This is a genomic window from Methylobacterium brachythecii (assembly GCF_014196345.1).
Lineage (GTDB): Bacteria > Pseudomonadota > Alphaproteobacteria > Rhizobiales > Beijerinckiaceae > Methylobacterium > Methylobacterium brachythecii.
Genome location: NZ_JACIDN010000002.1, coordinates 594,254 through 617,088, shown reverse-complemented (window position 1 = coordinate 617,088; position 22,835 = coordinate 594,254). Strand labels below are relative to the sequence as shown.

Below are 22,835 nucleotides of genomic sequence, written 5' to 3'. Positions count from 1 at the left end.
TGGGTTCAAGCCTTGGCTGCCGAGGGAAACGTCTCCGCCGCTGCGCTCGATCCGGTCGTGACCTCCAGCGCGATCTCGGTTCGACCCGCAAGGGACGGCGCGCGATCCGCCCTGCGCTGGGCGCTTGGCCTCGCGGTTCCGCTCGTCCTGGCGTTGGGCTGGGAGCTCGCCGTCTCGCGCGGTTTCGCGCAGGGGCGGCTGATCCCGCCGCCGAGCCGCATCGCCGCGACTCTCTGGCAACTCGCCGCCTCGGGAGACCTCCGGACGCATGTCGAGGCGACGCTGATCCGTGTGGGCCTCGGCTTCGCCTTCGGCGCGGGTGCCGGCATCCTCGCCGGCACGGCCACGGCGACGTTGCCCTGGTTGCGCTGGCTGATCGATCCGACGCTCCAGGCTCTGCGTGCCGTGCCCTCGCTCGCCTGGGTGCCGCTCTTCATCCTGTGGTTCGGCATCCTCGAGACGCCGAAGGTCGCGCTGATCGCGGTCGGCGTGTTCTTCCCGGTCTATGTCGGGGTGGCCGGCGCCATCGCCTCGGTTGACCGCAAGCTCGTCGAGGTCGGCCGCATCTTCCGCCTGTCGCAGACCGCGCTCGCCCGCCGCATCCTGCTCCCCGCCGTCCTGCCGGCGACGCTGACGGCCCTCCGCACGGGGCTCGGCCTCGGCTTCCTGTTCGTGGTCGCCGCCGAATTGATGGGCGCTTCGGAAGGCCTCGGCTACCTGCTGGTGGACGGCCAGCAATTCGGCAAGCCCGACCAGATCGTCGCCGCGATCATCGCCTTCGCCATCGTCGGCAAGCTCGCCGACACGTTGCTCGTCGCCCTCACCGCCCCGCTAGTGCGCTGGCAGGACACGGCCCGGGAGACGCTCTGACCTTGGTCAGAGATCAACGGGACTGCCGGTCACTAACGATCCTCATGCTGAGGTGCCGCGAAGCGGCCTAGAAGCACGGCCGCCGCTCCTGCAGGGCGCTGGCTTCTTACCCCTTCGACCGCAACCTAACCCGCACGCTCCCATCCCGCGGCGGCAGCGGGCACGCGGCCGGCACCACGCTGAGGATCACCGCGCTCGGGCAGGCCGCCCGGCAGTTCAGCGCCGCGTCGATCTGGTTGCCGCCGCAGCCATCGGCGAAGCAGAACTGGCCGAGGTCTTCGCAGGTCGCAAGGAATCGGCCGGTGCGCACGCTCCGCTCGTGCAGGTCGGCGGCGGAGGCGGAGCCGGCGAGGAGAGCCGACAGCAGGAGGCCACGGAGAATCACGGTCACGGCCCGGTTCCGGCGAAGAGATGCCGCTCCGTAACACCGGGCGGGTGGCGTCCCTATGGCATGCCGGCGACAGGCCGCGGGGAATCCCATGCGCGGCCTGCGCGAGCCATGCTATCGGGGCTCGGCCATGCTCAGCCTCGACTCCCTCTCCAAGACCTATGCCGACGGCACGCACGCCCTCGACCGCATCGACCTGCAGGTCGCGGCCGGCGAGATCCTCGCGCTGATCGGCGGTTCGGGCTGCGGCAAGACCACCTTGCTGCGCCTCATCGCCGGGCTCGATACGCCGAGCATGGGCCGGATCAGCCTCGACGGCGAAGCCATCACCCGCCCGCATCCCGGTGTCGGGCTGGTGTTCCAGGAGCCGCGGCTGCTGCCCTGGCTCGACGTCGCCGACAACGTCGGCTTCGGCCTCGCCGACCGGCCACGCCGGGAGCGGCAGGAGCGCGTCGCCCATGCGCTCGACCGGGTCGGCCTGTCCGAGCACGGCCGGCGCTGGCCGCGCGAACTCTCCGGCGGGCAGCAGCAGCGCGTCTCGATCGCCCGCGCCTTCGTGGCGAGCCCCCGCGTGCTGCTCCTCGACGAGCCGTTCTCGGCGCTCGATGCCTTCACCCGCAAGGACCTGCACCGCCACCTGCTCGGGCTCTGGGAAGAGGTCCGGCCGACGGTGCTCATCGTCACCCACGACGTGGCCGAGGCGGTGACGCTGGCCGACCGCGCCGTGGTGATGCGCCCGAAACCCGGACGCCTCGACGAGACCCTCGCCCTGCCGATGGCGCGCCCGCGCGATCCCACCTCGCCGGGCAGCGAGGCCGCGACCCGCAACATCCTCGCGGCCCTCGACCGCTCCCTGCGCCCCATCGAGACGCGGCCGAAGGTCGTCGAAGCCTTCGCGGGCGGCGGGTCTTTCTGAGCGCTTGCGACTGGGTTACGTCGCACCCGTCGAACAATCGAAGTCGAAAACGAGGATACGCCCGATGGACGCCAACGCGCTGCGCGAGATGCAGGCCCCGCTCAAGAACCAGTATCGCGAGGCGCCGGATTCGGCGGTGATCACGCTCAAGGCCAAGGGCACCCTCGACGACACCTCCATCGCCTGCAAGGTCGAGACCGGCCGCGCGCTGGCGGTGGCGGGCCTGCATCCGGCGACCGGCGGCTCGGGCCTGGAGCTATGCTCGGGCGACATGCTGCTGGAGGCCCTCGTCGCCTGCGCCGGCGTGACGGTGAAGGCCGTAGCGACCGCGCTGGAGATCCCGCTTCGCGCCGGCACGGTCAGCGCCGAGGGCGACCTCGACTTCCGCGGCACGCTCGGCGTCGACAAGACCGCCCCGGTCGGTTTTCGCGCCATCCGCCTGAGCTTCGCCCTCGACACCGACGCGCCTCAGGACAAGCTCGACCAGCTCCTCAAGCTCACCGAGCGCTACTGCGTCGTGTTCCAGACCTTGAACCACAAGCCGGAGCTGGCGGTCACGCAGACACGCGGCTGAGTTTACTGCCGATTTCAACAGGGGATTGATGCCTGATCAGTTGATGCCGCCGGTCCTGGTGGCATCAGCATGATCCCCGTTCCGCGTCGCTCCCCCGATCATGACCGCTCGCTCCCTGAACCGCCTCCTCCTGGCGTTCGCGCTTTTGCTCGGCCTGACGAGCTGGAGTGACCGCGCCGAGGCACAGCAGCCGGACATGCGGCGCAGCGAGCTTCGTACGGCGATTGGGTCGCTCGAAGCGGCGATCCCGTCGCGCAGCAACGACTTCAAGGGCCTGCTCGTTCTGCGCGATCGTGCCGAGGGGCTCATCGCCGAAGCCCGCGCGCTGCGGAGCGAGAGCGAAGCGACCCGCGACGAGGTCAAGCAGCAGGCCGCCAATGGCGTCGCCGGCGCTGACGGCCTCGTGGCCGAGGCCGAGGCGCAGTTCCGCGAGGATACCCGGCTGGCGCGCGACGCCGAGGCCGCCTGGAACACCATCACCGAGCTTCGGCGCAAGCTGTTTTCCGGCCATCTGTTTTCCTACAGCCTCAGCCCGCTCTCGCCGACCTTCTGGAGCGAGCTGATCCAGAAGGGGCTGCCGCTCATCGGCGACAAGATGCGGACCTTCGCCGAGAGCTGGCGGTCGCATGTCGACGAGAACGAGGCGACCACCGACGTCGTCATCATGGTCATCGTCGCGGCCGGGTTGCTGGCGGGAATCCTGATCCTACGCCGGATCAGCCATCGCCTGCTCGCCCGGTGGCGCCGTTTCGCCGTCTTCAGCGGGGTCGCGCCACGGCGCGCCGCCGCAATCGGCGCCCTCTTGGAACTCGCCTTCGGGACGATCCCGATTCCGCTCGCCTTAAGCCTGCTTGCCTTCGTCAACGAGGAGCTCGATTTCGCACCCCCGCAGTTCGACGGGTTCCTGAAAACCCTGGTCCTCGCGGTGGTCGGGGTCCTGCTGGGCAGCGGGATCTTGAGCGCAGTGATGTCGCCACACGATCCGCGGCTGCGCCTGGTCTCCGTCAGCCAGTCCGCCGCGCTCGTCGTCTACCGCACCGGCACGGCGATGATCCTGGTCTTCGCGACGGAGATCGTATTCTCGAGCTTCGCGGGCATCGTCCATTTCATGGTGATCCTGAGCGAGTTCAGCACCGTTCTGATGGTGCTCGCCTGCATCACGCTGATGATCCTGGGGCTCGCCGGTCTCGCGCGGGCGGATGACGATGCCGACGCGACGCCGGCCGGGATCGCGGTGCGCGGCTTCGTCTGGCTGACGCCGTTCGCGTGGATCATCGCGGGGTTCTGCCTGCTCTGCGTGATCGCAGGCTTCACCTCACTGGGCGCCTTCGTCATGGGGCGCTTCATCGTCACGGCGGTGCTCGCTGCCTTCGCGTGGCTCCTGCTGATCTGCATCGATGCCCTGTTCGTCTCGGCTGCAGAGGTCGCGGCCGCTCCACGGCTGCAACGGCTCTGCCGCACGCTCGCCGTGTCGCCGGAGACCTTGGCGATCGTCTCGATCGGGCTGTCCGGCCTGCTGCGGCTCATGGTGCTGGTCGCCCTGGCCTTCGTCCTGGTCGGGCCATGGCATCTCGAATACGGCGAGATGAACCCGTTCCAGGACGCCTTCCTCGGGTTCAACCTGAGCGAGCTCCGCAACCTGCTCGGCTCGGCGGGTTTCGCCTGCCTGACCTTCTTCGTCGGCGTTGCCGGAACCCGGATCGCCACCGGCTGGCTCGACCGCCAACTGCTGCCTCAGACCCGTCTCGATGCCGGCGCGCGCTACTCGATCATCACGGTTGTCGGCTATGGCGGCCTCGCCCTGACGCTGATCCTGGCGCTGGGCCAGCTCGGCGTGAACCCACAGAGCCTCACCGTGATCGCCGGCGCGCTCTCCGTCGGCATCGGCTTCGGCCTGCAGAGCATCGTCTCGAACTTCGTCTCGGGACTGATCGTGCTGGCGGAGCGCCCGATCCGCGTCGGCGATCTCGTCACGGTGAAAGGCGAGGAGGGCCGCGTGAAACGGATCAGCGTGCGCTCGACCCTGATCGCCACCGGCGACCGCACCGATCTCATCGTGCCGAACACCGACCTGATCACCTCGATCGTGCGCAACAAGACGCTGACCGACGACACCCAGCGCCTGCGCGTGCCGATGGTGCTCGATCGCGACGTCGACGGGCAGGTGCTGCAGGACATCGTGATCGGAGTTGCCCGGCGTCACCCCAACGTCGCGGCGACCCCGGAGCCGACCATCCTGCTGGTCAAGCTCGGCGAGACCGGCCTGGAATACGAGGCGCGCTGCTTCCTCGTCGATGGCGGCGCGAGCGATGCGACGCGCAGCGAACTCAATGGCGTCTGGCTGGCGCTGTTCCGCAAGGCCGGGATCAAGCTGGCCGCGCCGGCAGTGGCGTGAGCCTCACCTGAGCTGCACGCTGTCCACCACCTGCCGGAACAGGGCCAGCGTCTGGTCGCGCTGGTCCGCGCGGACCACGCCGAGCGAGCGCAGGTAGCCGTCCGGGGCGAAGCGGATGGTCTGGGTGATCACCACGGCCTGGCCGGTGGGGATGTCGTTGGCGCGGGCGACGATCTCGTGCCAGTCGATGCCGTTCTGGCGGTAGCTCTGCGACCGCTCGATCATGAAGTCCTTCATCGTCTGGTTCGAGTAGAGCGCGGCGCGGGCGAAGGCGTCGCGCTGCTCGGCCGTTGGGGGCTGCTGCACGGCCTGGGCCAGGACCAGGATCGGCTGCTCCAGGTTCGTCGGCTGGTCGCTCGCACCGCGGGTCAGCAGCAGCGAGTTGCCGGCGAGCGCCCGGACAGGCCGGAACCCGGCGAGATCGTTGATGCGGAAGGGCAGGGCCTCGACCTGCTGGTCGAGGGTCAGAGCCGGCCGCAGGGTCACGCCCAGCAGCATGCCCTTCATGGTCTCGTCGGTCTCGGCGCCGGGCGTCATCTGCGCGACGACGATCCCGGTCACGTCCGGACCGTTCACGAGCAGAAGCCACTTCCTGACGGTCGGCAGGTCGGCGGGGAGGGCCGGCGCGTCGGGCGCGGCGCCGCCGGATCCGTCGGCGGGAGGGGCGGGCGGCGGCGACTGGCCGCCGACCAGCAACGTCGCTTCGAGGCCGCCGCTCACCTTCACCGTCTCGCGCGATTCCACCGCGAAGCCCTGGCTCTTCAGGTTGTCGTCGGTAAAGCTCTTCTCGATCTCGCCGTAGGCGCCGCCCGGCAGCTCGACCACCGAAACCATGGCGCCGCCTTCGAGCCGCTCGAAGCCCATGAAGCGCTTCGAGGGCGCCATGTCGGAGGGGGGCTGGAACCCGAAGCGCGAACTCGACGGAAAGACCGGCGTGTCGGCGTGTGCACTCGCGGCGTCGAAGAGTGGCGAGGACAGGCCGCCGAGGAGCAGGCCGAGAACGGCGAGACGGCGGAGGGCGGGACGCAACGGCATCGGGATCGTGTCTCCGAAAGGCCCGGACGGGCGGGCACTCACCCGCGATGGGTCCGCCTGCATCCGTCCGCTGTCAAGCGCCGGGCCGGTCCCGCGGCTGCGTCACACGGCGGAGCGTGAGGTTGCAGCGGCCGCCGGCGGCCAGGAAATGGCGCAGGACGTCGTCGAGCCGGCCGTCCCCGGCCGAGCGATCGCCGGCGAACAGCTGCGGCGGCTCGTCGATCAGGCGGTCGACGCCGTGATGGACCAGCCGGGATGCGCCGCCCATCACCAAGGCATCGCCGCTGGCGAGGCGGATCGAGCGGGTCGGATCGCTGCGCTTCAGGCCGCCGTAGCGAAACAGGGCCGTCGCCCCGAGCGATAGCGAGACCACGGGCGCGGCGAGGTCCTCTTCGTCGCGATCCTGATGGAGGCCCATGCGGGTGCCGGGATCATAGAGGTTCACCAGGCAGGCTTCGGGCGGCGCAGTGTACCCGCCGAGAGCGTCCCATGCCTCCAGCGCCGTCTCCGGGATCGCTGGCCAGCGCGCCCCGGTCTCGGGGTGGTTGGGCTGGTAGCGGTAGCCGTCCCGGCCGGAGACCCAGCCGAGCGGCCCGCAGTTCGTCATGCGTACCGAGAACGGCTTGCCGGTGCGCGGCATCCGCGGCGTGTAGGGCGGCGCGCTGTCGAGAGCCGCGGCCAGCGCCGTGGCGAGTGAGAGGCGCGCCTGCGCGTCGAGCCAGCCGGGGTAGTGAATCAACCCCGGCGCCAGCGTGATGGCGGCCGCGATCAGTCGATGTCCTTGTCGAGGCTGGTCTTGGCCTCGACCGTGGCGTTGGCCTTGAGGTGGTAGACCAGCGGCACGCCCGTCGCGATCTCGAGGCCCGCGATGGTCTGGGTGGTCATGCCGTCGAGCACCATGACCAGCGCCCGCAGGGAATTTCCGTGCGCGGCGACGAGGACCCGCTTGCCGGCCAGTACCTGCGGCAGGATCGCCTGGATGTAGAAGGGCAGGACGCGCGCGACGGTGTCCTTGAGGCTCTCGCCGCCGGGGGGCGGCACGTCGTAGGAGCGGCGCCACAGCCGGACCTGCTCGTCGCCCCAGCGCTGGCGGGCGTCGTCCTTATTCAAGCCGGCGAGGTCGCCGTAATCGCGCTCGTTCAGGGCCTCGGCCCGGATCGTTTCGAGGCCGGTCTGGCCCATCTCTTCGAGCATCAGGGCGCAGGTGCGCTGGGCGCGGCCGAGATTCGACGTGAAGGCCACGTCGAACGCGTAGCCCTGGCCCTTGAGCCAGATGCCGGCCTTGCGGGCCTCCTCGACGCCCTTCTCGGTCAGGTCGGGGTCGCGCCAGCCAGTGAAAAGGTTCTTGAGATTCCACTCGCTCTGGCCGTGGCGAGCGAGGACGAGCAGGCGCTCCATGGACGGGGGACTCCGGACAGGCTGGCTTTTCCAGGCAGATAGAGGCGCACGCCTGAACGCGCCATGATGGCCGGGTCCCTAGCAGAGGCCGTGCCTGCTCCCAAGCGCTGGCGCGGCGGATGCCTTGCGACTTTGGTCTATCGTAACCGGCTGGAGCCGCATCCGGCCCGATGGCATCGGGGCGGCGGCTCCCACTCGTTACCCACTCACGAGCGGCTGCAGGCGACGTAACATCGTGGTCTGGAGTACCGGCAAGCGGATGGTTCAAGGCGATCGCCGTGGCACGTCGCTCTCGATTCAACAGCCGCCGGCGAATCAAGACATTCTCTGGAGCACTGCTCGAGCGATGGGCCGCTCCTCATCAGCGGGGACGACGTACACCGGAACTCGCGCCGCGTCGTCGCTGATGCGCATCGCATTCGTCGCGTTGCGGGACTCGTCAAGCTCCACCCCGGCCCAACCGAGGGCTCGGCAAATCGCCGAGCGGATAGGCGCCGAATGTTCTCCGATCCCCGCGGTGAAGACCAAGGCGTCGAGTCCGCCCAAAGCCGCCATCAGCGAGCCGGCCTCGCGCACGACGCGGTAAGAAAAAAGGTCCAACGCCTCCTTCGCGCGCGGGTCGTCACTGGCGAGCAGCGTACGCGCGTCGTTGCTGATGCCGGAGACGCCGAGCAGGCCCGAGCGGCGGTTCAGGATTTCGGAGACCTCAGCCGGGGCCATGCCGCGCTGCTCGATCAGGTGCAGCACGAGGCCGGCATCGATGGCGCCGCAGCGCATGCCCATCACGAGGCCGTCGAGGGCGGTGAAGCCCATGGTGGTGGCGATGCTGCGGCCTTCACTCATGGCGCAGAGGCTGGCGCCGTGCCCGAGATGACAGACGATCACCCGGCCCTTCGCCGCCTCGCCGGCGATGCTGGGCAGCACGTCGGCGATGTGCTGGTAGGAAAGGCCGTGGAAGCCGTAGCGGACGAGGCCCTGGTCGGTCAGCTCGTGCGGGATCGCGAAGATCTGGGCGAGCCGCGGCATGGTCCGGTGAAAGGCGGTGTCGAAACAGGCGACCTGCGGGAGGCCGGGCCACGCCTTCGCCACGGCCTCGATGGCGGCGAGGTTGTGGGGCTGGTGCGCCGGGGCGAGGGGGATCAGCTCTTCGAGGGCCGTCATCACCGCGTTGACGATCAGCACGGGTGCGGAAAAGTCGGGACCCCCGTGGACGACGCGGTGCCCGGCCGCCTGCAGGGTGATGCGATCCGAGCGCCGGATGCCGTCGAGCAGCCAGCGCGTGGCGACCTCGTGGTTGCTCGATTCGGGGAGGTCTGCGCCGTCGAACAGACCCGCTTCGGCACCCTTGGCGCCCCCGAAGCTCGCCCGGCTGCCGATGCCCTCGATGCCGCCACGGCAGAGCGGCTCCAGTGTTTCGGCTCGGAAAAGCGCGAATTTCACGCTCGACGAGCCGGCATTGAGCACGAGAATGGCGTCGTCCATGGGCGTCTCTCCTTGTGAGCGCGCCCTTGGCGGGCGCTTATCGCAGCGTGACGGCCAGCGCCTCCGCCGCTTCGCGCAGGGCCGAGACGCGCTCGGCCGCATTGGCGCGCGAGACGCGCACCACGGGCGCCTGGAGCGCGAGGGCGGCGAGGCAGTCGCGGCCGTTCTGGTCGAAGATCGGAACGGCCACGCAGAACAGGCCGGACAGGAATTCCTCGTCGTCGAAGGCGTAGCCGTCGCGCTTGATCCGACTGAGCTCGGCCTTCAGCGCCTCGGCGTCGGCGAGGGTGTTGGCGGTGTAGCGCTCCAGCGTCAGCGTGCCGATCAGCCGGTCGCGCTTGGCCGGCGGCATCATCGCTAGGAAGAGCTTGCCGCTCGCCGAGGCATGGGCCGGCACGCGCGAGCCCTTCTGGAAGGCGACGCGCAACGGAGCCGCCGCCTCGACGCGGTCGAGATACATGACCTCGCTGCCCTCCAGCACCGTCAGGTTGCAGGATTCGCCGAGGCTGCGCACGACGCGCTCCAGAATCTGGTGGCGCTGGGTCGAGCCGGCATTGTTCGACAGGATCGCGAAGGCGAGCGCAGTGGCGCGCGAGGCCAGTTCGTAGCGCCGGCCGTCCGGCATCCGCCGCAGCAGCTCCGCGCCCTCCAGCATGCTCAGCCAGCGGTGCAGCGTGGGCTTGGGCAGATTCGCCGCTTCCGTCAGCTCGGCGAGCGTCGGCGCGTGATCCATCGCGGCGATGGTCTCAAGCAGGCTGAACGCCTTGAGCGCTGGTGAGGATTCGGTGGCTTCGTCCATGGTCTCCCGTTTCATATTCCGAATTCCTGAATGAAAAAAGCAAAAAAACGAGATTTTTGTTGCACGAGGCGGTGGCGAGGCGTTAGGTTCGACCCAGATGAGGATGCCGCAGGCCTTGCGCGCCTCATCCCGGATCAGCCCGACCGCCACGACGCAACGCTGCCGTCCGAGCTGAAAAAATCGACAACGACTTGGCCGAGCCAGGCTTGGGAGAGCGCGCCATGAGGATGACGACGGAAGAAGCCTTCATCAAAGTCCTGCAGATGCACGGGATCGAGCATGCTTTCGGCATCATCGGCTCGGCCATGATGCCGGTCTCGGATCTGTTTCCGAAGGCAGGCATCACCTTCTGGGACTGCGCGCACGAGAGCAACGCCGCGCTGATCGCCGACGGCTATTCCCGCGTCACCGGCAAGATGGCGATGGCGGTGGCCCAGAACGGCCCCGGCGTCACGGGCTTCGTCACCGCGATCAAGACCGCCTACTGGAACCACACGCCGATGCTGCTGGTCACGCCGCAGGCGGCCAACAAGACCATCGGCCAGGGCGGCTTCCAGGAAGTCGAGCAGATGGCCCTGTTCGAGGACATGGTCTGCTACCAGGAAGAGGTCCGCGATCCGACCCGCGTCGCCGAGGTGTTGAACCGGGTGATCGAGAAGGCCTGGCGCGGCTGCGCCCCGGCGCAGATCAACATCCCGCGCGATTACTGGACGCATCAGGTCGATATCGAGCTGCCGCAGATCGTGCAGCTGGAGCGCCCGACCGGCGGCAAGCACGCCATCGCCGACGCGGCCGAGCTGCTCTCGAATGCCAAGTTCCCGGTGATCCTGAACGGCGCCGGCGTCGTCATCGGCAACGCGATCCAGGAATCCGTCGCGCTGGCCGAGCGTCTCGATGCGCCGGTCTGCTGCGGCTACCAGCACAACGATTCGTTCCCCGGCTCGCATCCGCTCGCCGTCGGCCCGCTCGGCTACAACGGCTCGAAGGCGGCGATGGAGCTGATCGCCAAGGCCGACGTGGTGCTGGCGCTCGGCACCCGCCTCAACCCGTTCTCGACCCTGCCGGGCTACGGCATCGATTACTGGCCGAAGAACGCCAAGATCATCCAGGTCGACATCAACCCTGACCGGATCGGCCTCACCAAGAAGATCTCGGTGGGCATCTGCGGTGACGCCAAGCACGTCGCGCGGGAGCTGCTCGAACAGCTCTCGGCGAGCGCGGGCAATGCCGGCCGCGAGGATCGCCAGTCCCTCGTCCACCGTACCAAGTCGGCCTGGGCCCAGGCCCTGTCCTCGATCGACCACGAGGAGGACGACGAGGGCACGAGCTGGAACGCCGAGGCCCGCGAGCGCGAATCCGACAAGATGTCGCCGCGCATGGCCTGGCGCGCGATCCAGGCCGGCATGCCGCGCGATGCGATCGTCTCGACCGACATCGGCAACAACTGCGCCATCGGAAACGCCTACCCGACCTTCGAGCAGGGCCGGAAGTACCTCGCGCCCGGCATGTTCGGCCCCTGCGGCTACGGCTTCCCCTCGATCATCGGCGCCAAGATCGGCTGCCCGGACGTCCCGGTCTTCGGCTTTTCGGGCGATGGCGCCTTCGGCATCTCCATGAACGAGATGACCTCGATCGGCCGCGACGAATGGCCGGCGGTCACCATGGTGATCTTCCGCAACTTTCAATGGGGCGCCGAGAAGCGCAACACCACGCTCTGGTACGATAACAACTTCGTCGGCACCGAGCTCGACCCGAAGCTGAGCTACGCTAAGATCGCCGATGGCTGCGGCTTCAAGGGCGTCCGCGTCGACACGCAGCGCGCGCTCACCGAAGCGATCCAGCAGGCGGGCGAAGCCCAGGCGCAGGGCGTCACCACCTTCATCGAGGTGATGCTGAACCAAGAGCTCGGCGAGCCCTTCCGCCGCGACGCGATGAAAAAGCCCGTGGTCGTTGCCGGGATCGACAAGGCGGACATGCAGCCGCAGCGGCCGGCCTGATCCAGCGCCCGCCCATCGACGTCAGGTCCTCGGATCAGTGATCCGGGGGCCGCCATCCGCGAGGATCCCGAGTACGAAATCGAGGAAGACACGGATCTTCGCGGGTACGAAGTTGCGCGAAGGCAGGACGGCATGGAGCGGGAAAGTCTCGTCGCGCCATTCCGGGAAGAGTTCGACCAGCCGTCCGCTCTCGACGTGTTCGGCGACGAAAAGATGCAGCATCTGCGCGATGCCGGCGCCAGCGAGACATGCCTGAATCATCGTTCCGACATCGCCGACCATGAGTGGCCCGCCGACAGCCACCGGGACAACCTGTGTGCCGCGATGAAACTCCCATTCGAAGGGATGACCGCCGATCGGGTCGCGGAACATGATGCAGGCATGACCGGAGAGATCCTCGGGCACCGTTGGACGAGCGTGGCGGCGTAGGTAATCCGGCGAGGCCACCGTCAGCACGCGCGTGTCGAGCAGTTTCCGCGACACCATCGAGGCAGTGGTCGGCGGCCCGAAGCGTAGCCCGAGATCGATCCCATCCGCAACGAGGTCGCCGACGCTTCGTCGCGTCTCCAGCTCGACCGACAGGCCGGGATGGGCTGCAAAGAATTCCGGAAGTCTCGGCGCGATCAGGGTCTGGCCGAGGAACGCGTCGACATCGACCCGCAATCGCCCCCGAGCCGAGATCGAGGCGCCCCCCGCCATGGCGGCTGCCTCCTGGATCTCCTCGAGCAGGGGAGCCACGCGTTCGTAGAAGCGCGCGCCTTCATCCGTCAGGCGCAACGATCGCGTCGTCCGATCGAGCAGCCGGATGCCGACGCGGGCCTCCAGGCGGGACACGGCGCGGCTCACGCCGGAATCCGTCATGCCGAGCGGCTCGGCCGCGCGAACGAAACTGCCGCTGTCCACCACGGCGGCGAGGGCTCCGAGCCCGGAGAGCAGACGCGTGTCGAAGCTCACGATCATTCCTGAGTTTCAGTCAGGGATCATCTGACAAAGCCGCACTGTGCGTCAGCTTCCGCAGGGACGATAGTGCCGCCCCTCACGAGCAGATCGTTCAAGGGCACCGAGATGTATGCTGTTACCGGCGCGACGGGTCAGGTCGGAAGCGCGGTGGTCAAACGTCTGCTAGCGCGCGGCGAGCGCGTCCGGATCGTCGCGCGTGACGAAGGCAGAGCCGCTGACTGGGTCGCACGCGGGTGCGAGCTTGCCCTGGCGGACATCACCGACGTGAAGGCGCTGGCGGCGGCCTTTGCCGGCTGCACCGGGGTCTTCGTCCTGATCCCGCCGCTCTTCGATCCGGAACCGGGATTCCCCGAGGTCCGTGCCATCGCGGTGGCGCTGGTGGAGGCCATCGGGAAAGCGCGACCCGGCAGGGTGGTGATGCTCTCGACGATCGGCGCGCAGGCGAGCGAGCCGAACCTCCTGACCCAGCTCGGGATCGTCGAAGCGACTCTCGCGCCTCTGCCGATCCCGGTCGCCTTCCTGCGTGCCGCCTGGTTCATGGAGAACGCGGCCGCGGATGTCGTCTCAGCCCGGGAGACGGGCGTGATCGCGAGCTATCTGCAGCCCCTCGACAAGCCGGTACCGATGGTCGCGACGGCCGATGTGGGGCGGCTCGGCGCGGATCTCCTGCGCGAGACCTGGACGGGAACGCGCATCGTCGAACTCGAAGGGCCGGAACGGATCGCGCCGATCGCGCTCGCCGCGGCCTTCTCGGCACAGCTCGAACGCCCGGTTCGCGCCGAAGCGGTCGAGCGGTCGGCGTGGGAGACCAGTTTCGAGGCGGCGGGCGCCCGCAATCCCGGGCCCCGCGCGCGCATGGTCGATGGCTTCAACGAAGGCTGGATCGAGTTCGAGGCAGGCGAGGCCGGTTCGCTGAAAGGCATGACGAAGCTGCCGGAGGTCGTCGCCCGGCTCGTTGTCCGTCGCTGATCGATCGCTTTGCGCGAAGGCTTCGACCGAGTCGGGGTGGGAGCACGTCGCCGGGCACGGGCGCGATGGACCCTCGAACAGAGTGTCCCGCGCCGGCCCGGCGACCGGGTTCAGTACGTCGCCGCCAGATAATCGGCGATTGTCTTAGCGTCCGCTTCCTCGATCGGCGCACCATAGGCCTTGATCATCTTGGTGACCTCGGCCGTCCAGAAGGCTTGGCCCTTCTTGGCGGGCTGCATGGCGATGTAGTCCGGCGAGTGGCAGGTCAGGCAATGCGCCTCGGCCACCTCGACGCCGGGTCCGGGATGGAGCTGCGCCGTGTCCTCGGGCAGGTCGTAGGTCACCGGCTTGGCGCCGGCTGCGCCGATCCAGAGGCAGGCGCCGCAGAGGGCGAGGCCGGCAGCGCCGAGGCGGGTCATCCGTTTCGCTGATCGTGTCATGCTTACCCCCCCTCAGCTCGCCGTGACGCGGGTCGTCTCGACGACGTTCCGCATGTAGCCGGCCGGATTCCATAAGGCTTCGAGTGGCTGCGATTGGCCGACCCGGTTCATGGCGCGGACGCGCAGCTTGTGCTCGCCGGCCGGCAGCTTGAGGCTCGCCTCCCAGCCGCGGAAGGCGTAGCGGCCCTGATCCTTGCCGAGCCGGGCCACCGTCCAGCTTCGTCCGTCGTCGCCCGAAACCAACACGTCGGTGATGCCGTAGCCGCCGTCGAAGGCGATGCCGCGCAAAGCCGTCTCGCCGGCCTTCACCTTGCCGCCATCCTGCACGTTGGTGATGAAGGAACGCACAGTGAAGCGGTTGATCGGAACTGTCGCCGTCGGCATCTTGCCGGGCTCGGTGCAGGCGCAGGCATTGGCCGGGATGCGATAGGCCGTCTTCATCCAGAAGTTCTCGAGCGTGGTGTCGAGGACGGTGATCGCGTTGAGATGCTTCATCCAGTAGGTGCCGTAATAGCCGGGCACGACGAGACGGAGCGGGAAGCCGTTGAGGAAGGGCAGGTCCTCGCCGTTCATGGCGTAGGCCAGCATCACCTCGCCGTCGCGGGCGTGATCGATGTCGAGCGCCTTGGCGAAGTCCGGGGTCTTTTCGAGAATCGGCCCATCGAGCCCCTCGAACATCACCTGTTTGGCGCCGGTTTGGACACCTGCCTGTTCGAGGACGGCTTTGAGCGGCACGCCCTTCCAGCGGGCACAGCCCATGGCGCCGTTGGCGAGTTCGCCGCCCGCCACGCGCGGCTCGAAGAAGCCGCGGGAATTGCCCGAGCACTGGTTGACCGCCGTGATCTCCACCGCGTCGAGCTTCCTGAGATCGGCGAGCGACAGGGTGAGCGGCTTGTCGACCTTGCCCTTGATCTCCAGGCGGAAGCTCTCCGGGTCGATTTCGGTAGGCACCCCGGCGAGGTGGTAGCGCACGAAGAAGGCGTCGTTCGGGGTGATCGTGCCCTCGTCGAAGACCGAGAACGGCGTTTCCAGCTGCGGGGGGCGGCTCGTCATCTGGATGAGCGGGCGCTTCCCGGGATAGGCGACGAGCGGCCTCTCGCCATTACCGAATGGGAGCGTGATTTGGCTGGCTGGCGCGGCCCGCGCGCGACCGCCAAAGGCGGCCGTCGCGAGCAAAGCGGAGCCAGCGCCGCGAAGTACATCGCGTCGTTGCAACATCGTTTCCTCCTTCTCGGACGGCCCCTTCATGGGGCCGCCGTCTCGTGGGCCGGACTTGTCTCAGCCGAGCCGAAGCAGGTGGATCAGCCCGAGGCTGATCAAGAGGAGCAGGACGAGCGAGAGCGTCACCGCCGCGGTGACGCGACCGCCGACGCGGCCGATCACCCGCACGTCGACGCCGAGGCCGAGGGCCGCCATCGAGATCACGGTGAGGTAGCCGGCGACCTTGGTGATCGGGCCGACGGCCATATCCGGCACCAGCCCGAAGGAACGGCAGGCCGCGAGAATCAGGAAGCCGAGGATGAACCACGGCACCAGCTTGAACGGATCGAACTTGCGGGGTTTGGCCGGAACTCCTTGCGTCTCGCTGAAGCGCGGGGCGAGCAGCGACAGGCCGACCACGACCGGGCCGAGCATCAGCACGCGCACGAGCTTCACCAGGGTGCCGATCTGGGTCGCGACGAGGCCCGCCGGAACGGTGGCGGCGAGCACCTGCGGCACTGCATAGACGGTCAGGCCCGCGAGGATGCCGTACTGGCTCGCGCCGAGGCCGAGGAGCGGGATCAGGAGCGGCAGACCGAGCACCATCAGCACGCCGAGGATCGCCGTGAAGGAGATCGAGGAGGCGATGTCGTCGCTGGACGCGCCGATCACCGGGGCAACTGCGGCGATGGCCGAGTTGCCGCAGATCGAGTTGCCGCAGGCGATCAGCAGCGACATCCGCACGGCGAGACCGAGCATGCGGCTGATCGTGAAGCTCGCCACGATGGTGACGATGACGGTGGCGACGATGGCCGCGAGCAGCACCGGACCGGAGGCGACGATCGCCGCGAAGCTGATCGAGGCGCCGAGCAGCATCACTGCGACTTCGAGGAGTTGTTTGGCGCTGAAGGCGATGCCTGAGCGCAGAATCTGGCTCGGTTGCCAGAAGGTGCGGATCGCCATGCCGAGCAGGATCGCGATGACCAGCGCCTCGATATAGGGGTGCTCGAACACGCCCTCCTCGACATGCTGAAGGCCGATCGAGACGAGCGTCACCGCGATGCAGAGCAGAATCCCCGGCGCCAGAGAGGTCAGGCGCGCGATGACCGGGTTCGTTTTGGGCGGCGTCACGAAACGGTTGTCCTGCAGCATCGTCACTCTCCGATGCCGATCTTTGGCATCGCTAGTCTAGGCCGTCATAGCAATTCTTTGCTCATTCGCAGCAAAATTCGAGAACAATTTTCCAAGATCGTTCTGGAACGTAGAACATCCTTCAGGTTGCCTGTGTACGGGTCCATTGGTCGGCCCGGTCCGGCTCCGCCAGTGAGCCACGTTGTGCCTCCCGGCCGATCCACCAGGCTGACATGGCGCTGACGACACCCGCGAAGGCGCAATAGGCGCAGACAAGCCAGGGCTTGTCGGCCCCCGAATATTGCAGGAGCGCCGTGGCGACGATCGGCGTCAGGCCGCTCGCGAAGATTCCGGAGAATTGGTAGACGAAGGAGATGCCGGTGTAGCGCACGCGTGCCGGAAACAGCTCCGAGAACAGGGCCGCTTCGGGTCCGTAGACCGTGGCGTAGAGGATGCCGAAGGGCACGATCAGCGCCAGCCAGATCATGCCCATGCTGCCTCCGCTGTTCAGGAAGATCCAGAAAGCGGGAAAAGCGGAAAACCCCGTCAGCAGCGAGCCCCAGGCGTAAACCCGCGTGCGGCCGAGCCGGTCGGAGAGCCAGCCGGCGAGCGGGATCGTGGCGCAGAGCAGCAAGGCAGCTGCCGTGACGCCGAGCAGGGCCTCGGTGCGCGGCAGCTTCACCGTGCCGGTGAGATAGCCGATCGAGAACACCGCGAAGATGTTGAAGAACACGCCGTCGATGGTGCGCGCGCCCATGCCGGCGAGCACGTTGCCGGGATAGTCCCGCATCATCGAGACGAAGGGGATGGCGGCCTCGGTATTCGCCTTCTTCACCTGGGCGAATTCCGGCGTCTCCATCACGTTGAGCCGGATATAGGCGCCGACGGCGACGAGCACGGCGCTCAGCAGGAAGGCGAGCCGCCAGCCCCAGGCCAGGAACTGCTCTTCCGTCAGCCCGTAAGACAGTGCCGCGACCACGCCGGAGGCGATGCAGAGCCCGAGCGCCAGGCCGATCTGCGGGATGCTGGCATAGAGCCCGCGCTTCTCGGGCGGAGCGTATTCGAAGGCCATCAGCACGGCCCCGCCCCATTCGCCGCCGAGCCCGATGCCCTGGATGATGCGCAGGAACAGCAGCAGGAGCGGCGCGGCGATGCCGATCTGGGCATAGGTGGGCACCAGGCCGATCAGGAAGGTGGCCACGCCCATCAGCATGAGCGTGATCACCAGCATGCTCTTGCGGCCGATCTTGTCGCCGAAATGCCCGAAGATCACGCCGCCGAGCGGGCGCGTCACGAAGCCGACCGCGAAGGTCGAATAGGCGAGCAGCGTCGAGACGAGCGGGTCGCTCGCCGGGAAGTAGAGCTTGTTCAGGACGATGCCGGCGACCACGCCGTAGAGGAAGAAGTCGTACCATTCGATCGTCGCGCCGATCAGCGAGGCGGTGACGACGCGGCCGAGGCCGCCTTTGGTCTCGCTCATGCCGGGCTCCTTTCCCTGGCCGGCTCGGCGAGCGGGCGCGGTGTGTTGGCAGCAATCCGAACCGGCGCCGAACCGGCGCGGGTATCGGCCAGGATCATCTCGGAGGCCTTCTCGGCGATCATCACCACCGGTGCGCTGGTATTGCCGGAGACCAGCGTCGGCATGATCGAGCAATCGACGACGCGCAGGCCGCCGACGCCGTGGACGCGCAGCCGCGCGTCCGTCACGGCCATCGGGTCGTCGCCCATCTTGCAGGTGCCGGAGGGGTGGAAGATCGTCGCGCCCGAGGCGCGGGCGAAGTCGAGCAGGGCCTCGTCGCCCTCGACCGCACGACCGGGCTTGGTCTCCTCAATGAGGAGGTCCCGCAGCGGGCCGGTCGCTGCGAGGCGACGGGCGAACTTCATGCCCTCGACCGTGCAGCGGCGGTCGGTCTCGGTGGCGAGGTAGTTGGCCCGCATCACCGGCGCCTCGAACGGGTCGGCGTTGCGTAGCGTCACCGTGCCACGAGATTCCGGCCTGAGCTGGCAGACCGAGAAGGTGCAGCCCGACCAGGGGTGGGGCGCTCCCCCGGCCATGTCGGCCGAGAGCGTGGCGAAGTGGAACTGCACGTCCGGCGTGCCCGGCCTCGGCATGACGCGGGTGAACAGGCCGCCCTGGTTGATGCCCACCGCCAGCGGTCCGCTGCGGGTCAGGAGCCATTGCAGGCCGATCCGCGCCTTGCCGAAGACAGTGCGCAGATCGTCGTTGGTCGTGATGGGCTTCGCCACCTTGTACATCAGCCGGATCTGCAGGTGGTCCTGCAGGTTCTCGCCGACGCCGGGCAGTTCCCGCACGACCGGGATGCCGTGCCGCCGCAGCTCGGCTGCCGGGCCGATGCCGGACAGCATGAGGAGCTGCGGGCTCTGCAGGGCGCCTGCCGCGAGGATGACCTCGTTCGAGGCGCGAGCCTCGGTGACCCGGCCGTTCTGCCGGTAGCGCACGCCCACAGTGCGGCTGCCTTCGAGGATCAGGCCGGTGGCCTGCGCATCCGTCTCGACGCGGAGATTGGGGCGCCCTTCCGCGGGTCGCAGATAGGCGACGGCGCTGCTGCAGCGCCAACCCTTGCGCGTGAAGAGCTGGTAGTAGCCGACGCCCTCTTGGTCCCCAGCGTTGAAGTCGCTGGTGCGCCGGACGCCGAGCTCGCCAGCGCCGGCGATGATCGCCTCGATCAGCTCGTGCTTGTGCTCGATGTCGGAGCACCAGAGCGGTCCGTCACCGCCATGGGCCGGCCCGGCACCCTTGGTGTTGTGCTCCGACTTGATGAAATACGGGAGAAGATCCTTCCACGACCAGCCGACATTCCCGAGCTCGGCCCAGTGATCGTAGTCTTCGGGTTGTCCGCGGACGAAGATCAGGCCGTTGATCGAAGAGGAGCCGCCGAGCGTGCGGCCGCGCGGCCAGTAGATCCGCCGATCCTTCATGGTCGGCTCGGGCTCGGTGGAGAACCCCCAGTTGAGGGTCTTGTGGAACATCGTCTTCCCGTAGCCGATGGGAAGATGGATCCAGGGCGAGCGATCGCGCGGCCCGGCCTCCAGCATCAGGACGCGATGCCGGCCGTCCTCGGAGAGGCGGTTCGCCAGGACGCATCCCGCGGTCCCACCGCCAACGATGATGAAGTCGAAGGGGGCGACTTGCACCGCCTGCACCTCCCCGAATGCGTTTCCTCAGTAACATCCCGCTTCGAGCATCTATCTCGAATTTCGAAACGTTATGTTCGATTAAATGAGGAAAACGGGGGCATGTCAACGCAGACTGTGGCGCGCCGATGTGACGCCGCGCCGCCTCTTCCCGGACGCCTGGAGCGAAGCGGAAGGTGGTCCGGGAGCTAGAGCGAAGGTGGGCCGCGTCAGCGGCTCGCTATGAAAAGCGCTGAAATGCGGACGCTTCGCGACCGTCCTTGCTGGCCCCCGGATCGGGTTCCGCTGCCGCTCCACCCGTTCGGAGAGTGGTCTAGATGGAGTCCGAGACGTTCTGCCGTGTTCGATCAGTTGCCCGGAAAGGCGATCAGCGCCTCGGCCTGCTCGGTCTTTGCCATCTCAATCAGGTGCCACTTGATGCTGGCGGTGATGCGCTTGAGCGAGATGCCATCGCGCGGAAGCTGAACGGCCGGCTGCTTCGCCTGCAGATGCGCGACGCTGATGGCCAGGTAGAGAGCCGCAGCGAAAGGAAGGATCTGACGAAGGCGCTCGGTGGGAGACATGGCGAGGAGCCTCGGCGGTTGCTTGCTGCAATGCAAACAAATTAACCGAGCGAATATTGCGTCGCAATATTCCGATCGCTGCCGAGACGGCATGGGAGCTTTGCCGCTCGTGCGTGGCAGGCGCGGCGCGTCTCTCTCTTCAGCGGGGGAGATTGCCGACCTCGGCGATCATGTACTCGGCGAGATGCTCGGCCGCCGCCGCGATCCCACTCGGCTTGCGCTGCAGCACGATTTCGAGGTCGGGCATGTCGGGCAGGCCGTCGGTCCGGCCGAGCCGTCGCACCAGCGGGCCGACGGCGCAAAGCGGGAAGGCCGAGATGGCGAGGCCCGCATACACGGCGGCCTGCAGCCCGGCGATGCTGTCGCTGACCGCCGCAATGGTCCAGGGCCGTCCGACATGGCCCAGTGCGTCGAGCGCATGCTGCCGGTAGACGCTGCCGGCCGGAAGAAGCGCCAGGGGGAGTGCCCCCTGCGCCGCGACCAGGTAGTCGCGGGCGGCGACCCAAACGAGCGGCTCCTGACGGACGATCGTGCCGCTGCCGAATTCCGGCTGTCGGGTCATCAGCGCGATGTCGATCTCCTCCCGCTGGAGAGCGGCATGGAGGTTGACGCTGCGCGAGCAGCGCAGCTCGATCTCGATCTGCGGATAGGCTCGCGAGAACCCCGTGAGCACGGCCGGGAGCAGGAAGGCTGCGTAGAGATCCGGCACGCCGAGCCGGACATGGCCGGCGACGTCCGGTGCCTCGAAGCGCTCGCGGATCTCGTCGTTCAGCCCGAGGAGGGTGCGCGCATAGCCGAGCAGCATCTCCCCGTCCCGAGTCAGGGTGAGATGCCGGCGGTCCCCTTCGAACAGCGACTTGCCGAGGGCCTTTTCCAGCCGGTGCATCTGGTGGGTGATGGCCGGTTGAGTGCGCCCGACGAGCTTTCCGGCCAGCGTTATACTGCCGGTCTCCACTACGGCGACGAAGGTTCGGAGCAGCGGAATTTCGAGATCCGGAATCATATCGATCAATTTCCTGAATGATCTCGATGCAGAGAATAAATTTCTCCAATGCAAATGCAATCGCTAGAGTGAGGTTGAAGCGCCGACACACTCATGATTCAGGGCGATCAACGACCCCGGACAGGCCGTCGCTTCAAAGGAGAGAAACGCTCAACGGATGTTGGGGACTTGCCCTGCCTGCGCGTGATCTTGCGCGCCGGCCGGCCAGATCTGTCCGACATCAGTCAGGAGGGCAGAATGCTGCGGCTTGTTCGGTTCAAAGCCACCGATCGCGTACTGCTGATCATCTGCCTGATGTATCTGGTCACCTATATCGACCGGGTGAACATCGGCACTGCCGCCCCCGCCATGCAGAAGGAGCTGGGGCTCACCAATTTCGAACTCGGCCTCGCCTTCTCGGCCTTTGCCTATCCCTATGCCTTCTTCCAGATCGCCGGCGGCTGGCTCGGCGATCGCCTCGGACCGCGCAAGACGCTGCTGATCTGTGGCGCGATCTGGTCGGCGGCGACGATCGCGATCGGCTTCGTCGAGGGCGCGATGTCCCTCATCATCGCTCGCTTCATCCTCGGCATCGGCGAAGGCTCGGCCTTCCCCACCGCTACCCGGGCCCTGGCCAACTGGATGCCGGCGGACAAGCGCGGCTTCGCGCAGGGCATCACTCATGCCGCCGCCCGCCTCGGCAACGCGCTGACGCCGCCGCTCATCGCCTTCCTGATCGTGGCGCTGTCCTGGCGCGACAGCTTCTGGATCGTCGGCGTGATCAGCTTCGCCTGGGTCGGCCTGTGGTTCTGGTACTTCCGGGACGATCCGCGCGAGCACAAGCACATCACCGAGCAGGAGCTGTCCGTCCTTCCCAAGATGAAGATCGCCACGGAGCGCAAGGCCGTGCCGTGGGGGCGCCTGCTCAAGCGCATGATGCCGGTAACGGCGACCGACTTCTGCTACGGCTGGACGCTCTGGCTGTTCCTGAACTGGATCCCCTCCTACTTTCTCCACGAGTACCATCTCGACATCAAGAAATCGGCGATCTTCGCCTCGGGCGTCTTCTTCGCCGGCGTCGTCGGGGACACGGTCGGCGGTATCGTCAGCGACGCCATCCTGCGCAGGACCGGCAGTGTTTCGAAGGCCCGCGTCAGCGTGATCGTGGTGGGCTTCCTCGGCGCCTTCGCCTTCATGCTGCCGGTGCTGTTCGTGCACGACCTCGTCACGATCGCGCTCTGCCTGTCCGGCGCGTTCTTCTTCGCCGAGCTGATCGTCGCGCCGATCTGGGCCGTGCCGATGGACATCGCGCCCCAGCATTCGGGGACGGCCTCGGGCTTCATGAATTTCGGCTTCGGCCTCGCCGGCATGATCTCGCCGGTGGTGTTCGGTGCCGTGATCGATGCGACCGGGCGATGGGACCTGCCCTTCATCGCCTCCCTCGGTCTGCTCCTGCTCGGCGCCGTGCTCGCCCTGTTCATGCGGCCCGACGAGCTCTTCGTTGACGATGTCGAGCCGGTGCAGCCCACCGCGAACGCTTCGGTGGCGGTCAGGCCCAGCGCCTGACCGCAGGTCTCCCT

The 22,835-nt window shown here is 67.8% G+C and carries 21 protein-coding genes; 7 read left to right on the top strand and 14 right to left on the bottom strand.

Annotation, left to right across the window (positions count from 1 at the left end; genetic code table 11):
• Window positions 1-57: 57 nt before the first annotated feature.
• Window positions 58-870: an ABC transporter permease gene (locus tag GGR33_RS06955; protein WP_183503603.1), complete on the top strand. Its 813-nt coding sequence runs from the start codon at window positions 58-60 to the stop codon at window positions 868-870.
• 106 nt (window positions 871-976) lie between these two features.
• On the opposite strand, the gene GGR33_RS06950 is transcribed toward GGR33_RS06955, so the two are convergent.
• Window positions 977-1,261, bottom strand: coding sequence for a hypothetical protein (locus GGR33_RS06950; RefSeq protein WP_183503213.1), 285 nt, complete (start codon window positions 1,259-1,261; stop codon window positions 977-979).
• 127 nt (window positions 1,262-1,388) lie between these two features.
• Here GGR33_RS06950 and GGR33_RS06945 point away from each other — a divergent pair, with 127 nt between their 5' ends.
• The 3 genes from GGR33_RS06945 (at window position 1,389) to GGR33_RS06935 (ending at window position 5,143) form a co-directional block, all read left to right on the top strand.
• On the top strand, window positions 1,389-2,174 hold the full coding sequence (locus tag GGR33_RS06945) for an ABC transporter ATP-binding protein (protein WP_183503211.1): 786 nt from the start codon (window positions 1,389-1,391) through the stop codon (window positions 2,172-2,174).
• A 64-nt stretch (window positions 2,175-2,238) separates the two neighbouring features.
• Entirely contained in the window at window positions 2,239-2,748 is a 510-nt protein-coding gene (locus GGR33_RS06940; protein WP_183503209.1) for an OsmC family protein, read from the top strand.
• Between the two features lie 100 nt (window positions 2,749-2,848).
• Window positions 2,849-5,143, top strand: a complete 2,295-nt coding sequence (locus GGR33_RS06935) for a DUF3772 domain-containing protein (RefSeq protein ID WP_183503208.1) — start codon at window positions 2,849-2,851, stop codon at window positions 5,141-5,143.
• 3 nt (window positions 5,144-5,146) lie between these two features.
• Here GGR33_RS06935 and GGR33_RS06930 read toward each other — a convergent pair whose 3' ends face one another.
• The 5 genes from GGR33_RS06930 to GGR33_RS06910 all read right to left on the bottom strand — a co-directional run bounded on the left by GGR33_RS06930 (window position 5,147) and on the right by GGR33_RS06910 (window position 9,857).
• A complete protein-coding gene (locus GGR33_RS06930; protein WP_183503206.1) occupies window positions 5,147-6,178 on the bottom strand; it encodes a hypothetical protein in 1,032 nt (343 codons plus the stop codon).
• 73 nt (window positions 6,179-6,251) lie between these two features.
• On the bottom strand, window positions 6,252-6,917 hold the full coding sequence (locus GGR33_RS06925; RefSeq protein ID WP_246412879.1) for an alpha-ketoglutarate-dependent dioxygenase AlkB: 666 nt from the start codon (window positions 6,915-6,917) through the stop codon (window positions 6,252-6,254).
• 29 nt (window positions 6,918-6,946) lie between these two features.
• On the bottom strand, window positions 6,947-7,576 hold the full coding sequence (locus GGR33_RS06920) for a 2,3-bisphosphoglycerate-dependent phosphoglycerate mutase (protein WP_183503204.1): 630 nt from the start codon (window positions 7,574-7,576) through the stop codon (window positions 6,947-6,949).
• A gap of 315 nt (window positions 7,577-7,891) precedes the next feature.
• Complete coding sequence (locus tag GGR33_RS06915) at window positions 7,892-9,058, bottom strand: acetate/propionate family kinase (RefSeq protein ID WP_183503202.1); 1,167 nt, start codon at window positions 9,056-9,058, stop codon at window positions 7,892-7,894.
• Between the two features lie 37 nt (window positions 9,059-9,095).
• Entirely contained in the window at window positions 9,096-9,857 is a 762-nt protein-coding gene (locus tag GGR33_RS06910) for an IclR family transcriptional regulator (protein ID WP_246412878.1), read from the bottom strand.
• Between the two features lie 221 nt (window positions 9,858-10,078).
• On the opposite strand from GGR33_RS06910, the gene xsc reads away from it, so the two are divergent.
• Window positions 10,079-11,854: a sulfoacetaldehyde acetyltransferase gene (gene xsc / locus GGR33_RS06905; protein WP_183503198.1), complete on the top strand. Its 1,776-nt coding sequence runs from the start codon at window positions 10,079-10,081 to the stop codon at window positions 11,852-11,854.
• A gap of 21 nt (window positions 11,855-11,875) precedes the next feature.
• On the opposite strand, the gene GGR33_RS06900 is transcribed toward xsc, so the two are convergent.
• A complete protein-coding gene (locus tag GGR33_RS06900) occupies window positions 11,876-12,808 on the bottom strand; it encodes a LysR family transcriptional regulator (protein WP_284211053.1) in 933 nt (310 codons plus the stop codon).
• A 111-nt stretch (window positions 12,809-12,919) separates the two neighbouring features.
• On the opposite strand from GGR33_RS06900, the gene GGR33_RS06895 reads away from it, so the two are divergent.
• Window positions 12,920-13,783: an NAD(P)H-binding protein gene (locus GGR33_RS06895; protein ID WP_183503599.1), complete on the top strand. Its 864-nt coding sequence runs from the start codon at window positions 12,920-12,922 to the stop codon at window positions 13,781-13,783.
• Between the two features lie 110 nt (window positions 13,784-13,893).
• Here the strand turns inward: GGR33_RS06895 and sorB are convergent, their stop codons facing one another.
• The 7 genes from sorB to GGR33_RS06860 form a co-directional block, all read right to left on the bottom strand.
• A complete protein-coding gene (gene sorB, locus GGR33_RS06890; RefSeq protein WP_246412877.1) occupies window positions 13,894-14,202 on the bottom strand; it encodes a SorB family sulfite dehydrogenase c-type cytochrome subunit in 309 nt (102 codons plus the stop codon).
• Window positions 14,203-14,235: 33 nt separating this feature from the next.
• Window positions 14,236-15,441 (bottom strand): SorA family sulfite dehydrogenase catalytic subunit, encoded by a 1,206-nt coding sequence (gene sorA / locus GGR33_RS06885; RefSeq protein ID WP_183503192.1) that lies wholly within the window; start codon window positions 15,439-15,441, stop codon window positions 14,236-14,238.
• A gap of 60 nt (window positions 15,442-15,501) precedes the next feature.
• Window positions 15,502-16,572, bottom strand: a complete 1,071-nt coding sequence (locus GGR33_RS06880; protein ID WP_425488752.1) for a YeiH family protein — start codon at window positions 16,570-16,572, stop codon at window positions 15,502-15,504.
• Between the two features lie 124 nt (window positions 16,573-16,696).
• Entirely contained in the window at window positions 16,697-18,034 is a 1,338-nt protein-coding gene (locus GGR33_RS06875) for an MFS transporter (RefSeq protein WP_183503188.1), read from the bottom strand.
• Window positions 18,031-19,710 (bottom strand): GMC family oxidoreductase, encoded by a 1,680-nt coding sequence (locus GGR33_RS06870; protein WP_183503185.1) that lies wholly within the window; start codon window positions 19,708-19,710, stop codon window positions 18,031-18,033. The genes GGR33_RS06875 and GGR33_RS06870 overlap by 4 nt, the downstream gene beginning before the upstream one ends.
• A gap of 347 nt (window positions 19,711-20,057) precedes the next feature.
• Window positions 20,058-20,273 carry a hypothetical protein gene (locus tag GGR33_RS06865; protein ID WP_183503183.1) on the bottom strand — a complete coding sequence of 72 codons (216 nt, stop codon included), beginning with the start codon at window positions 20,271-20,273 and terminating at the stop codon, window positions 20,058-20,060.
• Window positions 20,274-20,412: 139 nt separating this feature from the next.
• Window positions 20,413-21,276 carry a LysR substrate-binding domain-containing protein gene (locus GGR33_RS06860; protein WP_183503181.1) on the bottom strand — a complete coding sequence of 288 codons (864 nt, stop codon included), beginning with the start codon at window positions 21,274-21,276 and terminating at the stop codon, window positions 20,413-20,415.
• A 237-nt stretch (window positions 21,277-21,513) separates the two neighbouring features.
• Here GGR33_RS06860 and GGR33_RS06855 point away from each other — a divergent pair, with 237 nt between their 5' ends.
• The gene (locus GGR33_RS06855) at window positions 21,514-22,821 is read left to right on the top strand and encodes an MFS transporter (protein ID WP_183503179.1); all 1,308 of its coding nucleotides are present in this window, start codon (window positions 21,514-21,516) and stop codon (window positions 22,819-22,821) included.
• The last annotated feature ends 14 nt before the right edge of the window (window positions 22,822-22,835 follow it).

Excerpts from the sequence above, each read along its gene's own strand:
- xsc (WP_183503198.1), top strand. The coding sequence starts at position 10,079 with ATGAGGATGACGACGGAAGAAGCCTTCATCAAAGTCCTGCAGATGCAC.
- GGR33_RS06895 (WP_183503599.1), top strand. The coding sequence starts at position 12,920 with ATGTATGCTGTTACCGGCGCGACGGGTCAGGTCGGAAGCGCGGTGGTC.
- sorB (WP_246412877.1), bottom strand. The coding sequence starts at position 14,202 with ATGACCCGCCTCGGCGCTGCCGGCCTCGCCCTCTGCGGCGCCTGCCTC.
- GGR33_RS06915 (WP_183503202.1), bottom strand. The coding sequence starts at position 9,058 with ATGGACGACGCCATTCTCGTGCTCAATGCCGGCTCGTCGAGCGTGAAA.
- GGR33_RS06930 (WP_183503206.1), bottom strand. The coding sequence starts at position 6,178 with ATGCCGTTGCGTCCCGCCCTCCGCCGTCTCGCCGTTCTCGGCCTGCTC.
- GGR33_RS06875 (WP_183503188.1), bottom strand. The coding sequence starts at position 18,034 with ATGAGCGAGACCAAAGGCGGCCTCGGCCGCGTCGTCACCGCCTCGCTG.
- GGR33_RS06910 (WP_246412878.1), bottom strand. The coding sequence starts at position 9,857 with ATGGACGAAGCCACCGAATCCTCACCAGCGCTCAAGGCGTTCAGCCTG.
- GGR33_RS06855 (WP_183503179.1), top strand. The coding sequence starts at position 21,514 with ATGCTGCGGCTTGTTCGGTTCAAAGCCACCGATCGCGTACTGCTGATC.
- GGR33_RS06945 (WP_183503211.1), top strand. The coding sequence starts at position 1,389 with ATGCTCAGCCTCGACTCCCTCTCCAAGACCTATGCCGACGGCACGCAC.
- GGR33_RS06860 (WP_183503181.1), bottom strand. The coding sequence starts at position 21,276 with ATGATTCCGGATCTCGAAATTCCGCTGCTCCGAACCTTCGTCGCCGTA.
- sorA (WP_183503192.1), bottom strand. The coding sequence starts at position 15,441 with ATGTTGCAACGACGCGATGTACTTCGCGGCGCTGGCTCCGCTTTGCTC.
- GGR33_RS06920 (WP_183503204.1), bottom strand. The coding sequence starts at position 7,576 with ATGGAGCGCCTGCTCGTCCTCGCTCGCCACGGCCAGAGCGAGTGGAAT.
- GGR33_RS06935 (WP_183503208.1), top strand. The coding sequence starts at position 2,849 with ATGACCGCTCGCTCCCTGAACCGCCTCCTCCTGGCGTTCGCGCTTTTG.
- GGR33_RS06940 (WP_183503209.1), top strand. The coding sequence starts at position 2,239 with ATGGACGCCAACGCGCTGCGCGAGATGCAGGCCCCGCTCAAGAACCAG.
- GGR33_RS06865 (WP_183503183.1), bottom strand. The coding sequence starts at position 20,273 with ATGTCTCCCACCGAGCGCCTTCGTCAGATCCTTCCTTTCGCTGCGGCT.